Here is a 13,504-nt window from a genome sequence, read left to right as displayed (position 1 = left end):
GTCAAGGTAACATTAAATGAAAAATAAACGGGTCCTGGTCATTGAAGATGATGCCGATGCGGCAAATGTGTTAGAGGCCTATCTCACGCGTGAAGGGTATAGCGTCTCGGTGGCGGGTGACGGCCTGGCGGGCATGAATACGGTGTTAACGTGGAAGCCCGATCTTATCCTGCTGGACGTCATGCTACCCGGCATGAACGGCACAGAAATCCTTGCCGCCGTGCGGCGAAGGGGCAACACGCCGGTCATTATGATAACGGCAATGGGCGAGCCCTACGACAAGATTGGCGCTTTGCGTTACGGCGCCGATGACTACGTGGTGAAGCCCTACAATCCCGGTGAAGTCATGGCCCGCGTGCAGGCGGTGTTAAGGCGTAGCCAGGTCAACCAAAGTCCTGTAGAAGATGTGCTGCGCTGGGGGCCGCTTGAAGTTGACGTTACCAATATGGTGGCGCAGGTGAAGGCAAATGGCGACGGCGCTCTGCGTCTGGACTTAACGCTCACCGAGTTTTCTATTTTGAAGACGCTAATGCGGGCGTCGACCAGGCCGTTAAGCCGGCAGTATCTGCTTGAAGAATGCCTCCCTGAAAGCGATGCCCTTGAGCGAGTGGTGGACACGCACGTCTACAACTTAAGAAAAAAGCTTGAGGCCGCGGGCGTTGATAACCTGATCCTGAACGTACGCGGGATCGGCTACCGGTTCTGCAAACCATGAAAGACAAAAAGAGCAAATCACTGCTGCTATGGATATCGATTCGAATCATCGTGGTGGCCGTCAGCGTGCTGTTTTTCATTGTGCTGGCGATGTGGAGTATCTACGCGGTTCAGTATTACTGGGTTGTGCATCATATGTCCCCGGCGGCCTATCAGGAGTTTCTGACGCTGCGGGCAAACCCTGATTTAAACATTGTTCGTTTTCATGACATCGTGGATGCCCGGTGGGGGATTGAGTACAGTACGCCTTCCATCAGCTCGCTTAACTGGGGCTGGCTGTTCATCTTTATTTCGATGGCGACGCCGTTTGTGATCGTCAGCTGCTTGCGCGCAACGCGCCCGCTTGCGGCGCAGTTTCGCAGCCTGACGGACGTGGCGGAGAACGTCACTCAGGGCGACTTCAGCCAGCAGGCGAAGCTGGTGGGTGAATGCCCGGAAGAGGTGATTCGCTTCGCCAGCAACTTCAATAAAATGATTAGCCAGCTGGCGCTGTACGAACGCGAACTTAAGGCCTCGCACGTGGCCGCCGCGCACGAACTGCGTTCACCGTTAACCGCAGCAATGGGGCGGCTCCAGGGCATGATAGACGGCGTGTTTCCTGCCGATGAAAAACAGCTGAATATGGTGATGACGCAGTTAAAAAACCTCAGCCATCTTACCGACGATTTGCATTTTCTCTCCCTGGCGAGCGCGGGGCAATTAACGCTCCAGCGCAGCGTATTTACTCTCCGTGAGACGTTAATAGAACGCGTTTCATGGTTAAAACCCCAGCTGGAAGCCGCCGGGATGTTTGTTTCCGTTGAGGCGGGGGATGAGTTTTATTACGTTGGCGACGAAGCCAGGCTGGGGCAGGTTTTCACCATCATTATCGAAAACATGCTTCGCTATTGCGGCCGGGACGATCGAATGTTTATTCGTTTTCGCCACTTCGAGCAGCACATTGAGATAACGTTTCAGGATACCGGGCCAGGCGTCGCCGTGGATTATCTGCCCCACATTTTCGAGCGCTTCACGCGTGGAGAGCGCTCAAGAGCCAGAGACTCAGGCGGCAGCGGGCTGGGGCTTTCCATTGCGAGAGAAATTTGCGGCGCGCATGACGGCAGCATTCTCGCCAGCCTGCCTGCCGAAGGCGGGCTGTTAATCACCCTCAGTCTGCCCGTGCCGCTTAGCGAGGAGGGAGCCTGATTTACTCGTACCAGCCAGGCGCCAGCGTGAACTGCGGCCAGACGTCGGGATCGTGGCCGGGGATCGGTTTCGCCGAGTGTTGCTCGGTTAACGCCCGCAGTTTTGCGACTGAGCGCGCCGCCTCGCTGGCCGAAGTCATAAAGCCCGGAAGCGCGCGATCGTAAAAATGATCCAGCGTATAGGCGGCATCAATTGCCAGAGTGAAGCTCAGGCCGCTGGCAAGCGTAATCAGGAATGACTGATGGCCGGGGGAGTGGCCCGGCGTAGAGATACAGCGCAGCGTTCCGTCGCCGTACAAATCAAAGCCGTCCTCATCCAGCAGCTGCCAGTTCAGGTTCGGACGGGCAAAATCATTGCGGCAGTATGCGCCTGCGGCGAACCAGTCGGGCTTAAAGGCATAGTCGTATTCCCGGCGCTGCACAATATGCAAAGCATTTGGAAAGCGTCCAATCGCGCCGGTATGGTCGGAATGCAGATGGGAAAGTAATACATAGCGAATATCTTCTGGCTGAATGCCCAGCGAACCCAGCTGTGCCACGCATCCCTGTTCCTCCGTCATGAATGGCTGATAGTGATCCACCGCATCTCCCCAGTATGCATGAGGATTGGCCAGGCCCTCGGCGTTCTGCAATACCCGGTGTGCCGACAGGCGCTGGAAAGCGGCCAGCTCGTCACGCTGCTGCCGGAATACACCGTCCCGTCGTTCAGCGCCTTTTTGCTTTATCCGCCGATCAATAAAGCCTCTCGCGAGGTCAGCGCCTGTGCTGCTTTTCTGAAAAGCGCGCTCGCCGAGAGGCTGCAGGAGAATATTACCTAATCTCTCAGGCTACGAAAGCCGGTGGATCAAACGCGGTAATCGGCGGTAACGCTTCGCGCCAAAGCTCAATTTCCACCCGGCAACTTTGGGCGCTGCAGCCCTGGCCGAGGCGTGAAGAACCTCGATCCTCGGTCAACACATTCGGATTGCCGTGTTTATCCAAAGAGCCGGGCGTGGAGGGATCCATCGGGTCGTACCATGCTCCGGTAGAGATCTGAACCACGCCCGGCAGGATTTGGTCGCTGATATGAACGCCCGCCAGTATCGCACCCCGGTTATTAAAGACTTTCACCACTTCACCTTCCTGGATCCCGCGCTTTTGTGCATCTGTGGGGTGCATCCACAGCGGTTCACGCCCGTGAATTTTGGTTGCCCGGCTTACGCTGCCGTGGTCGTACTGACTGTGAAGCCGGGTCCGTGGCTGGCTGGAAAGCAGATGCAAAGGCCACTTTTGCGCCAGATGTTGCTGATAAGCCGCCTCTTCGGCGTCCCAAAACGGATAGCCCGGACATTCCCGGTAGCCGAATCCGGCCACGGTTTCTGAATAAAGCTCGATTTTTCCCGACGGCGTGGACAGCGGAAAGCGATCGGGATCGGCGCGGAAATCGGCCAGCAAGATTTGTGGCTCGGCGGGAGGCGTGAACTCTAGTTTTCCCTCTTCCCAGAAGGTGCCAAAAGAGGGAAGCTCCACCCCATCTTCCTGCGCTCTCTCCCGCGAAGATTCATACAGGTGCGGTAACCAGTCAGCGGCCGTACGCCCTTCGCTGAAGGTGTCGTAAAAGCCCAGCCTTTTCGCCAGCCCGCAGAAAATGGTGTAGTCATCCTGAGCTTCAGCCAGCGCCGGTATTTGCCGGCGCATGGCAATCAGAAAGCCGTCGTGGCTGCCGCTGCCGATATCGTCACGTTCGAGGGAAGTGGTCACCGGCAGCACAATGTCGGAAAACTTCGCCTGCGCCGTCCAGTACTGCTCGTGGGCAACAACGGTTTCCGGGCGACGCCAGGCCTCAACCAGGCGATTGAGATCCTGATGATGGTGGAAGGCGTTGCCGCCCGCCCAGTAGACGAGCCGGATGTCGGGATAACGGCAAAGCTTGCCATCAAATTCATATTCACCGCCGGGATTCAGCAGCATGTCCGATAAGCGAGCTACAGGGATTGCCGTTTTTATCTTGTTCTCACCGGCGGGAAGGCGAGGCCCGGAAAAAGGCACTCGTGCAGCCCCGGCAAGGTTGGTACAGGCGTAGCCGAAAGCCAAACCTCCACCAGGCGTGCCTATCTGGCCAAGCAGGGAAGTCAGCGCCACGGTGGCCCAGTACGCCTGTTCTCCCTGGCGGGCGCGCTGAATGGACCAGGAAATATTGATCATGGTGCGCTTGCCCGCCATGGTACGAGCCAGCGTTAAAATTTGTTCGGCATCAATGCCGGTAATGCCCGCCGCCCAGCCGGCGGTTTTTGGCACGCCGTCGTGCTCGCCGAAAAGATAGCGGCGCAGCTGCTCGAAGCCGACGGTATGGCTGCTGATAAAGGCCATATCGTGCAGGGACTCCGCAATCAGCGTATGGCACAGCGCCAGCAGCAGCGCCGTATCCGTGCCGGGGCGAATCGCCAGCCAGCGGGCGCTTTCTACGGCGCTGAGATCGTTTTGCACCGGGCTGATATTCACGAACTGCACGCCGTTTTGCTCAAGGCGTTCCAGCCAGTGCTTCAGCATGTGGTCGTTTGCGCCGCCGCCGTTGACCTGGGCGTTTCTGAGCGGCAATCCCCCGATGGCCACGAACATCTCGCAATGTTCTGCCAGCACCGAGAAATGAGTGTGTTGCTTATGCAGCGGGCTTAACGGGCCAAGAATATGCGGCAGGATCCGTTCTCCGGCCGCGCTGCTGTAGGTATTTGTACTGGCGGTGTAGCCGCCAAAGCCTTTAAGAAAACGGTGCAGCTGGCTTTGGGCATGGTGAAAGCGCCCGGCGCTGGCCCAGCCATAAGAGCCGCCAAAAATCGCCTCGTTGCCGCAGCGCTCCTGCACCGAGCGGAGGTCCCGCGCCAGCAGATCCAGCGCCTGCTCCCAGCTCACCTCGACAAACGGTTCTTTCCCTCTGCCTTCACGAGAGGCCGGGCCGTTTTGCAGATAGCCGAGACGAACCGCCGGGCGGCGAATGCGCGTATTGCCGGTAACGGCGTCAGCCAGAGACTGGCCGATACGGGAAGGATTTTTGTCCCAGGAGACGGGAGAAATGGCGGCAATACGCTCGCCCTCGGTGGTGACCTGGTAGGTTCCCCAGTGCATTACCGCCAGCTGATGTTCCGCTTTCATGCTTGTACCGTGCGTTATCGATAGGGCTAAAGCGGCATCATACGGGGAGGTGGGAGCAAAGAGGAAATTCATCTGGCGATGAAAAATCAGGTAAACAGGCAGAACTTTAGCGAATACTGTTTCATTTATATTGGCTGGCAGGATTTATAATTAACTGGCGAGGATATATCGCCGTTTAATTTTATTTTAAGGCGTTTTGTTTTCGCCAAAAAATAATTAAATCCTTGTCTTTGATGTGGTTGAATTATTTTCTTGTTGTATGTTTTACATGTGTTTTTTTCATGTTCATTCGCCGCATTCTAAAGTGACTTAATGACATGGCTGTGAAAGTATAAGATATATCTATTTTTTATTTTGGCTTGATAAAGCTTGTTGTCATGCTGTCGCTTTAGTGAACGATGAATACAGGATAATTATAGCAATGAGGGTTCAAACAAGACTTTTATCTGCGGCTATTGGGCTGGTGTCACTGGCATCGGGCGCTGCTTTTGCCGCAGACACCCTTTCGTTACAGGGGAAAACAATCGGCGTTGCCGTGGTGGGCACTCAGCATTTTTGGGATCGTGAAGCCTACAAGGGCGCGACCGAAGAGGTGGAAAAGCTGGGCGGGAAGGTTATCGGCGTTGATGGCGGCAGGGACAACCAGGTTCATGCCAATAACCACGATATTCTGCTGTCCCGTAAGGTTGATGCGGTAATTAGTATTTTGGGCGACAGTGCCGTTGAGCCAAAATTCAAAGCATTACGTGATGCCGGTATTCCGGTATTTACCGTTGACCATGTTTCGCAGTATTCCGTGAATAACACTACGTCCGACAACTACACGTTGGGTTCAACGATTGGCCGTTATATGGCCGATGCGCTTGGCGGGAAAGGTAACGTTGCGGTATTTAATGCGTTCTCTAACTCATTACGCATTTGCGGCATACGTTATGACCAATGGAAATATGTCCTGCAGGACTACCCTGGCATTAAAATTATTCAACCGGAGCTGGCAGAGCAATTTGCTAACTCGCCGGAAGATGCGCGTAAGAAAACCCTTGAGTTACTCAGCCAGTATCCGAAAGGCAAGCTGGATGCTATCCACGTAGCCTGCTGGGACCAGCCGGCTATCGGCATCGTTCAGGCGCTGGAAGAGACCGGACGTGATAAAGACGTGAAGGTCACTGCTATCGACGCAGGCCCGGAAACGCTGGAAATCATGGCCGAAAAAGACAGCCCGCTGGTGGCCAACGTTGCCCAGCAGCCGCACCTGATTGGCCAGACTTCTGCCGAGAACGTGGCGCGCTACTTCGCAGGTCAGAAGCTGCCAGCCCAGACCTTTATCCCGGTTATCCCGGTGAAAGGCCCGGATGAAGCCAAAGCGGTGTACAAAAAACTGGGTTACGGTGAGCTGAAGTAGTGAACGCTGCAAAAACGCAACGCGGTCTGGTAATGGACCGCATCAGTAAGCGCTTTGCCAATGTGACCGCGTTAAACGCGGTCACGCTGACGATTGGCCCAGGTGAAATCCACGGGCTTATCGGTGAAAACGGCGCGGGCAAATCCACCTTAATTAAAATTCTTGCCGGGGTTTACCAGGCCGATGGCGGCACGGCCACGCTCGACGGCGTCCCGCTTCCGCTTGGTAAGCCCGCGGCCATTGAGGCCCAGGGAATACGCGTTATTCATCAGGAACTCAATTTAATCCCACACTTTACCGTGGCCGAGTCGGTGTTTCTGGGGCAGGAATATCGCCGTGCCGGTGGGCTGCTGGACAGCCGCCGTATGCGGCAGGCCACGAAAGACTTTTTCCTCCGCACCTGGCAGCTGGAGCTCGACCCCGATCGCCTGATCCGGCAGCTGAGCCTTGCCGAACGCAAGCTGGTGCAAATTGCCAGAGCGCTGGTCGACGGCGCGGCTAAGCTGGTGGTTTTTGATGAACCTACGGCCCCGCTTGAAGCTCATGAGGCAAGCCTGGTGTCCGATGCGATACTGCGGCTCAAAGAGCAGGGCATCGCCATTCTTTACATCTCCCACTACCTCAACGAAATCGCCGCGCTGTGCGATGCGGGCACCGTGCTGCGCAACGGTGAAGTGGTGGGCTATCCGGATCGTGAAGTACTGCAAAATACCGATGCCGTCATCCACATGATGGTGGGCAGAGAAATCGACAGGCTTTATACCCCGCGCGAACATGAGGCTGATGCCCCGGCGGGCGAGCAACCTTTGCTTGCCGTGAGATCGCTTTCTGACGGGCAGCAGCTGCAGGACATTAGCTTTGAGATCCGCAAAGGCGAAATTGTTGGCGTGGCGGGGCTGCTGGGCGCGGGGCGGGACGTGCTGGTGGATACGCTTTATGGGCTGAATACGGCGAAAAAGGGCGAGATAGTGATAGAGGGGCGACCACGTCGAATCCGCTCGCCGCGACAGGCTATCCGGGCCGGTATGGCGCTGGTGCCGCGTGATCGCCGTCATCAGGGGCTGATCCTGCCGTTTTCGGCTACCGATAACATTAACCTTGCGTCGCTGCCGGACACGGCAACGTTTGGCTGGGAGCACCGCTCACGGGCGCTGAAAAAAGCCCGGGACTGGATTGAGCAACTGAGTATTCGCCCTGGGGTCCCGGAGCTGCCGGTGCGCTTTATGAGCGGAGGGAATCAGCAAAAGGTGATTCTTGCCCGCTGGCTGGGTACAGACGCCCGGCTGTTTATTCTCGATGAGCCTACGCTCGGCGTCGACATTGGCGCACGCAGCGACATTTATCAGCGCACCCGTCAGCTTGCCGAACAGGGGCGTTCGGTGCTGGTTTCTTCCAGTGACGCGACCGAACTGCTTGGCCTGTGCGACCGTATTCTGGTGATGTGGCGTGGTGCGCTGGTGGCGAATTTACCGACCCAGGGGCTGACGCTTGACGCGCTGCTGGCGACGATTAACGGTGGGCAGGAAAATCCGCTATGAGGACTGAAATTCGTCGTTTTGCGACACGCCGTTCCGTCGCGCTGTTTGAAAAATTCCCGCTGCTGCTGTTTGTCGGCCTGCTGGTGTGGTTGAGCATTCAGTCGCCGTGGTTCCTGAGCTGGCAGAACATCAGCTTGATGCTGGTGCAAAGCGTTCCGCTGGCTATTCTCAGCTTCGGCCTTGTTTGCGTGATTGCTGCCGGGGGAGATGACGTCGTCTCCGGCGGCATAGACCTTTCGCTCCCGGCCATCGCGGTGTTTGGCGTGGCGCTGCTCAGCCTCGGTATGACCGAGTGGTTAACGCCATGGCCGCTGTTATTGCTGCTGGTGGCGGCCCTGAGTTTGCTGTGCGGGGGGATTAACGCGCTGCTGGTACTCGTCGCCGGGCTGCCGCCGCTGCTGGCCACGCTCTCTACGTCGGTGGCGTTTACCGGCCTCACCGATCTGCTTACCGGGCAGCGCCGGATTAGCGTCAGCGACCCGCTGATGGTGGCGTTTCGCGACGGAAGCGTGCTGGGCCTGCCCTATGCGCTGGTTTATCTGCTGTTGGCGTTCGTTGGCTTCCAGCTTTTGCTGCATCACACCCGCTTTGGCCAGCATTTGCAGGCGACGGGCGGCAGCAAAGATATGGCGCAGATGTCCGGGCTTAACGTGCGCCGTCTGATCCTCTCGTCCTGGCTTATCGCCGCCGTTGCGGCGGGTCTGGCAGTCTTCCCGCTGCTGGCTCAGGGCTCGGGCAGCTCCAGCGGAACCGCCACGCCTTTGCTGATGGAAACGGTGCTGGCCACCTTCCTTGGCGCGGCATTTTCACGCCGCCGCGTAGTCACCGTTTGGGGGGCGCTGCTGGGGGCTATCCTGGTCAACGCTTTGTCTAACGGTCTGGGGCTGCTGGGGGTAAATATCTTCTGGGTGGGCGCCATTAAAGGCGGACTGATTCTCGTGGTGCTGGCGGCTTCTGCCCTGCAGCAGAAAGGGGCCAATAAATAATGAAAGTTTTTTCTGCTCTGGCGGCAACGCTTCCGGCCGGTGAGTCCGGGAGAAAACCACTGGCCTGGCTATCTCGCGCGGGCTTTGCGCTGGTCACGCTGTTTTTTATTGTCCTGTTCAGTTGGTCTAATCCGGTCTTCCTGACGCTGGATAACTGGAGCAATTTGCTTCAGGGCAGCGCCATTCTGCTGATTGTGGCGCTGGCGATGACGCTGATTGTCAGCGCCGGCGCGATCGATCTTTCCGTCGGCGTGGCTATCGACTTTGGCGCCATGCTGGCCTTGATTGCCCTCAAAACCTGGCAGCTTCCCTGGCAGGTGGCGGTGCTGTGCGCCCTGCTGGGCGGCGTGATGATAGGCCTGGTTAACGCTTTTCTTATCCTTGCCTGCCGCATCAAGCCGTTTCTGGCCACGCTCGGTACCTGGTTTATTGCCAGCAGCGCCGAGCGTATTTATACCGACGGCGGCGGGGCGATTTCCTGGCGGCGCATGGCCCCGGAATATCATGATTTAGCGGTGGGCAATGTTTGGGGGATCCCCACGCCGGTGCTTATCGTGCTGGTGGTCTGGCTGGCGGCCTGGCTGCTGACCGAGCGAACGCTGTTTGGTAAGCGGGTACGTGCGATTGGTCAAAACAGCGAAGCCGCACGTATCGCCGGGATAGCCGACAAGCGAACCTTGTTCTGGGTGTTGATTGCCGCCTCGGCAATGTGCGCCGTCGGCGGCATTATTTTGTCCGCCAACCTGCGCCAGTTTACGCCGCTCGCCGGGCAGTCTTACCTGATGGATGCCATTGCCGCCGTGTTTATCGGCACCGCATTCCAGCGGCAGGGGCGCGTCAGCATGGGCGGCACGCTTGGCGGCGTGCTGTTCCTGGCGATTATTGATAACGGCCTGAACCTGATGGGGCTGAACTACCTGGTGAAAGACGCGCTGGTGGGCGTGATTCTGGTGGTGGCGCTGGCCGTTTCCTTCTGGCAGGCTCGCCTGCGTCAGCAGCACCGGTGAGGGCGCTATGAGCAAATTCGATGCCGTTTTTGTGGGCCTGACCATCCTTGATATCGCTGGCCGCCCGGTGGTGGAGATCCCACCGGGCGGCGGCGTGCAGTTTATCGAGCAAATCCGCCTGAACCCGGCGGGGACAGCGGCCGGGGCCCTGGTGAACGCCGCTAAACTGGGGATTCGTACTTCAACCGTGGCCTGCCTTGGCGAGGACGAAAAAGCCGAATTTATTCTGGGCAGCTATCGCCGGCTGGGCATTGACCGTTCGCTGATCCAGCGCACGTCACACAAAGAAACGTCGGCGACGATTTTGCCCATTCGCCCCAACGGCGAGCGGCCCGCGCTGCACTGCCGTGGCGCGTCAGACGAGCTGTTCGTCGCCGAGGCCGATTTCGATAAGGTGCTGGACACGCGTTACCTGCACCACGGCGGCACCGGGCTGCTGGCGGCCATGGACTCTGGCCAGAGCGTCCGTTTGCTGGCCGCGGCGAAAGCGCGGGGCGTCATCACCAGTTTTGATTTAATCGCCCCTGATGAAAATACGCTGGCGTTATTACGCCCGCTGTTGCCGCATGTGGATTATTTTATGCCCGCGCTCGAAGAAGCGGCGTTTATCTCCGGGCTGGAGGAGCCGGCAGAGATCGCCGATTTTTTCCTCTCGCTGGGTGCCGGATGCTGCATTTTTAAAGACGGAGTGCGCGGCTCCTGGCTGTTCAGCCGGGAGGAAACACACCTTATCCCGACCTATAGCGTGATTGCCAGCGACACAACCGGCTGTGGCGACAGCTACTGCGGAGGGTTTATCGCTGCGCTCGTGCGGGGGCTTTCCGTAAAAGAGGCCTGCAGGGTGGCTTCCGCAACCGCTGCGCTGGTAGCGACCGGATTAGGCTCCGATGCTGGCGTGGTGAACTGGGAACATTTGCAGGACTTTATGGCGGCCACGCCTTTGCTGGCGTAATAAAAAACAGGCCTTTACGGCCTGTTTTTTTGGTTAGCGCCAGGCGTACAGCAGCGGCTCTCCGGCAACAAAGCGCTGAAGATCGGCGGCAATCATCGCGGTGTGCTTCTGGATGCTCTCGCGGGTGGCTCCGGCGATGTGCGGCGTAATAATGACGTTATCCAGCTCGCTGATAAACGGGTGATTACGCCACAGCGGTTCCTGATGGTAAACGTCCAGCGCCGCGCCGCCGAGTGGCCCATGGCGTAAGGCTGCTATAAGATCGGCTTCCACAACCACGGAGGCGCGGGAGGTATTAATCAGCTTCGCGCCCGGCTTCATGCTTTGCAGCAGAGACGCATTGACCAGGCCCTCGCTGTGCGGCCCGCTGCTCAGGTGCAGGCTAACAATATCTGACTCGCGGAACAGCGCTTCCAGCGTGGTTTTATGCAGGCCTGGCTCGTCGATATCCTCGGCGGCGACAAACGGATCTACCACCAAAATATTCATCCCGAAAGCGCGGGCAATACGCGCCACGCGGCGGCCAATATTGCCGTAGCCAATCAGCCCCAGCGTTTTATTCCGCAATTCTCCGCCCTTAAAAACTTCGTACGGGCTTTCCGGGCTAACGTCCCACACCACGTCTTTGCGCAGGCCGGACTGGGTTTGCTGCTCGCTTTGGTTTTCACGGGTAAATTCCCCGCGCTTAAGGGCCGCATGCGACTGCGGAATGTGGCGCATCAGGCCGAGCATCAGGCCTAGCGTGAGTTCGGCTGCGGCATCGGCATTACGCCCCGGCGTGTACAGCACGGTGATGTTACGTGCCCGAGCAGCCTGAACGTCAATGTTGACCGGGTTAGCGCGGGTGCAGGCGATAACCTTCAGGTCAGGGCAACTGTTAATCACTTCGGCGGTAATGTCGTCATAGCTGGTGACAATCACCCCGGCGTCATGGGCTAAGTCGATAATCTCTGATGCCTGAAGCTTAGGTTTGCCGATGGCCCAGCCCTCGACAACCAGCTCGCCTAGCTGGCTAAAAGGTTCAAGGCTGCCTGCATACTCGGCGGTAAAGACGATTTTCATTGTGCATTATCCTGAGAGAGACTTTGTAAGGCCTGGTGCCTGGCCTGCCAGACCGGCTGGAGCTGTTCGCGCAGCAGGCGGAATACCGGGAACAGCGCCCGATAGGCGGCATGGGCCTGAGGCTGGGGCAGATAACGGGTTTGTTCGATAGCCGGATAGCGTTCCAGCGCGCCAACGCTGCGGGCGGCAAGCAGCGCCGCACCTCGGGCGCTGAGTTCATTAAAGTGGCTGGCGATGACCGTGCGCCCGGTACAGTCGGCGATAATTTGCAGCCAGGTGGCGGAAGCTGCGCCGCCGCCGGTGAGATACAGGTCGCCTTCGCTGGCATAGCCCGTCAGTGAATCCACAATGGCATAGGCCAGCCCTTCAAAGACGGCACGCTGAAGCGCCGCGCGGGACGTGTGCTGGTCGACGCCAAAGAACCCTGCGCGGGCGGTCGGGCTGTAAAACGGGGCGCGTTCACCGTTCAGGTAAGGCTGCCAGAAAACGCCGCCGCTGCCCGGTGGAATAGCGGCAATCTCTTTTTCCAGCGCCACTAAGTCTGGCGTCAGAGAAATGTGCTGCTGCAGCCAGTCGATGTTTGGCGTGCCGGCCTGCATCGGGAACAGGTTAATAAAGCTGCCCCGTTCGGTATGGGTCACAAAACGGGTGCCGCTGCTGACGGTTTCTCGCCCGTGGCAAACCACGCCCGTGCAGCAGGTAGTGCCGAGAATGGTGTAAATATCGCCGTCATGAATCGCGCCGCAGCCTAGCGCGGCGCTGCATACGTCCAGCGCGCCTGCGGCAACCGGCGTCCCCGGCGGCAGGCCGCAAAGCAGGGCGGCGGCTTCGCTTAAGCTGCCTGCCTGGGCGTCAGGGCGAAGCAGGGGCGGAAAACGTGTTTTCAGATGATCAATACCCAGAGCCTGCAGAGCGAAATCGGAAATCTCGCCGGTTGACTGGTTCAGCAGCGAAGCGCTGGTATCGGTCAGCTCAAGGGCGGCAACCTGGGTCAGGCGAAAGCGAATCCAGTCCTTGGCGAAGAAAATATAGTCGGCGGCGGCCAGGCGTTCGGGCTGATTTCGCTTGAGCCAGCAGAGCTGCAGGCTGGTGTTACAAGGCTGTAGCTGAGAGCCGGTTTCATCGAACAGGGCTTTGTCCAGGTCCGGGGACTGCACAAGTTCTTCCATCAGCGCCCGGCTGCGGGTGTCGCTCCAGAGTATGCCTGGGCCTACCGGATTACCGTTTTTGTCGCTCAGCCAGACGCCTTCGCCCTGGCCCGCCAGACCGATTGCTTTGAGTTTGCCCTGTTGTAATGCCGGGCTGTCGGCCACTTCCCGCAGCGTGCGCACGACCGACTGCCAAAGCTGCTCCATGTCCTGCTCGGCGTAGCCCTGAGGGGAAAGGGTTGGCGAGGTGTTTTCCGCCGCGCTGGCTACCGCATGGAAATTGCTGTCAAACAGCACGGCTTTTACCCGCGACGTGCCGATATCAATACCCAGGAAATACTCCATACCGCAAGCCTCACGCTATCGAACAGAAACAGGAATA

11 protein-coding genes and 1 pseudogene are annotated in these 13,504 nt (G+C 58.2%); 8 read left to right on the top strand and 4 right to left on the bottom strand.

Features of this window, described 5'->3' with window-relative positions; genetic code table 11:
- Positions 1-16 precede the first annotated feature (16 nt).
- Complete coding sequence (locus tag JT31_RS04705) at positions 17-715, top strand: response regulator (RefSeq protein WP_038473897.1); 699 nt, start codon at positions 17-19, stop codon at positions 713-715.
- Positions 712-1,899 carry a sensor histidine kinase gene (locus JT31_RS04700; RefSeq protein ID WP_038473894.1) on the top strand — a complete coding sequence of 396 codons (1,188 nt, stop codon included), beginning with the start codon at positions 712-714 and terminating at the stop codon, positions 1,897-1,899. Before JT31_RS04705 ends, JT31_RS04700 begins: the two co-directional genes overlap by 4 nt.
- A 1-nt stretch (position 1,900) precedes the next feature.
- Here the strand turns inward: JT31_RS04700 and JT31_RS04695 are convergent.
- Positions 1,901-2,518 (bottom strand): annotated as a pseudogene (locus JT31_RS04695) (N-acyl homoserine lactonase family protein); the annotation flags it as partial.
- Between JT31_RS04695 and JT31_RS23965 the strand changes: the two are divergent.
- A complete protein-coding gene (locus JT31_RS23965; RefSeq protein WP_081948166.1) occupies positions 2,498-2,716 on the top strand; it encodes a hypothetical protein in 219 nt (72 codons plus the stop codon). The pseudogene JT31_RS04695 and the gene JT31_RS23965 sit on opposite strands and share 21 nt — an antisense overlap.
- A 4-nt stretch (positions 2,717-2,720) precedes the next feature.
- On the opposite strand, the gene JT31_RS04685 is transcribed toward JT31_RS23965, so the two are convergent.
- Positions 2,721-5,027 carry a molybdopterin-dependent oxidoreductase gene (locus JT31_RS04685; RefSeq protein WP_038473889.1) on the bottom strand — a complete coding sequence of 769 codons (2,307 nt, stop codon included), beginning with the start codon at positions 5,025-5,027 and terminating at the stop codon, positions 2,721-2,723.
- 421 nt (positions 5,028-5,448) lie between these two features.
- On the opposite strand from JT31_RS04685, the gene JT31_RS04680 reads away from it, so the two are divergent.
- From JT31_RS04680 to JT31_RS04660, 5 genes are read left to right on the top strand one after another with little or no spacing between them, the layout of a single operon-like run.
- On the top strand, positions 5,449-6,429 hold the full coding sequence (locus JT31_RS04680) for a sugar ABC transporter substrate-binding protein (RefSeq protein WP_038473886.1): 981 nt from the start codon (positions 5,449-5,451) through the stop codon (positions 6,427-6,429).
- A 32-nt stretch (positions 6,430-6,461) separates the two neighbouring features.
- Entirely contained in the window at positions 6,462-7,967 is a 1,506-nt protein-coding gene (locus tag JT31_RS04675; protein ID WP_052049064.1) for a sugar ABC transporter ATP-binding protein, read from the top strand.
- A complete protein-coding gene (locus tag JT31_RS04670; protein WP_038473880.1) occupies positions 7,964-8,953 on the top strand; it encodes an ABC transporter permease in 990 nt (329 codons plus the stop codon). Before JT31_RS04675 ends, JT31_RS04670 begins: the two co-directional genes overlap by 4 nt.
- Entirely contained in the window at positions 8,953-9,960 is a 1,008-nt protein-coding gene (locus JT31_RS04665; protein ID WP_038473877.1) for an ABC transporter permease, read from the top strand. Before JT31_RS04670 ends, JT31_RS04665 begins: the two co-directional genes overlap by 1 nt.
- A 7-nt stretch (positions 9,961-9,967) precedes the next feature.
- A complete protein-coding gene (locus JT31_RS04660; RefSeq protein WP_038473874.1) occupies positions 9,968-10,912 on the top strand; it encodes a carbohydrate kinase family protein in 945 nt (314 codons plus the stop codon).
- 33 nt (positions 10,913-10,945) lie between these two features.
- Here JT31_RS04660 and JT31_RS04655 read toward each other — a convergent pair whose 3' ends face one another.
- Together JT31_RS04655 and JT31_RS04650 are read right to left on the bottom strand one after the other, a co-directional pair.
- Positions 10,946-11,974, bottom strand: coding sequence for a 2-hydroxyacid dehydrogenase (locus tag JT31_RS04655; RefSeq protein ID WP_038473871.1), 1,029 nt, complete (start codon positions 11,972-11,974; stop codon positions 10,946-10,948).
- Positions 11,971-13,467 (bottom strand): FGGY-family carbohydrate kinase, encoded by a 1,497-nt coding sequence (locus JT31_RS04650; RefSeq protein ID WP_038473868.1) that lies wholly within the window; start codon positions 13,465-13,467, stop codon positions 11,971-11,973. Before JT31_RS04650 ends, JT31_RS04655 begins: the two co-directional genes overlap by 4 nt.
- Between the last annotated feature and the right edge of the window lie 37 nt (positions 13,468-13,504).

This window comes from Cedecea neteri (assembly GCF_000757825.1).
Lineage (GTDB): Bacteria > Pseudomonadota > Gammaproteobacteria > Enterobacterales > Enterobacteriaceae > Cedecea > Cedecea selenatireducens.
The sequence above is the reverse complement of the archived record's forward strand: the minus strand, read 5'-3'. Positions and strand labels throughout refer to the sequence as shown.

Bases quoted from the DNA above. Each gene is read 5' to 3' on its own strand.
- JT31_RS04705 (WP_038473897.1), top strand. From the start codon at position 17: ATGAAAAATAAACGGGTCCTGGTCATTGAAGATGATGCCGATGCGGCA.
- JT31_RS04700 (WP_038473894.1), top strand. From the start codon at position 712: ATGAAAGACAAAAAGAGCAAATCACTGCTGCTATGGATATCGATTCGA.
- JT31_RS23965 (WP_081948166.1), top strand. From the start codon at position 2,498: ATGAGGATTGGCCAGGCCCTCGGCGTTCTGCAATACCCGGTGTGCCGA.
- JT31_RS04685 (WP_038473889.1), bottom strand. From the start codon at position 5,027: ATGAAAGCGGAACATCAGCTGGCGGTAATGCACTGGGGAACCTACCAG.
- JT31_RS04680 (WP_038473886.1), top strand. From the start codon at position 5,449: ATGAGGGTTCAAACAAGACTTTTATCTGCGGCTATTGGGCTGGTGTCA.
- JT31_RS04675 (WP_052049064.1), top strand. From the start codon at position 6,462: ATGGACCGCATCAGTAAGCGCTTTGCCAATGTGACCGCGTTAAACGCG.
- JT31_RS04670 (WP_038473880.1), top strand. From the start codon at position 7,964: ATGAGGACTGAAATTCGTCGTTTTGCGACACGCCGTTCCGTCGCGCTG.
- JT31_RS04665 (WP_038473877.1), top strand. From the start codon at position 8,953: ATGAAAGTTTTTTCTGCTCTGGCGGCAACGCTTCCGGCCGGTGAGTCC.
- JT31_RS04660 (WP_038473874.1), top strand. From the start codon at position 9,968: ATGAGCAAATTCGATGCCGTTTTTGTGGGCCTGACCATCCTTGATATC.
- JT31_RS04655 (WP_038473871.1), bottom strand. From the start codon at position 11,974: ATGAAAATCGTCTTTACCGCCGAGTATGCAGGCAGCCTTGAACCTTTT.
- JT31_RS04650 (WP_038473868.1), bottom strand. From the start codon at position 13,467: ATGGAGTATTTCCTGGGTATTGATATCGGCACGTCGCGGGTAAAAGCC.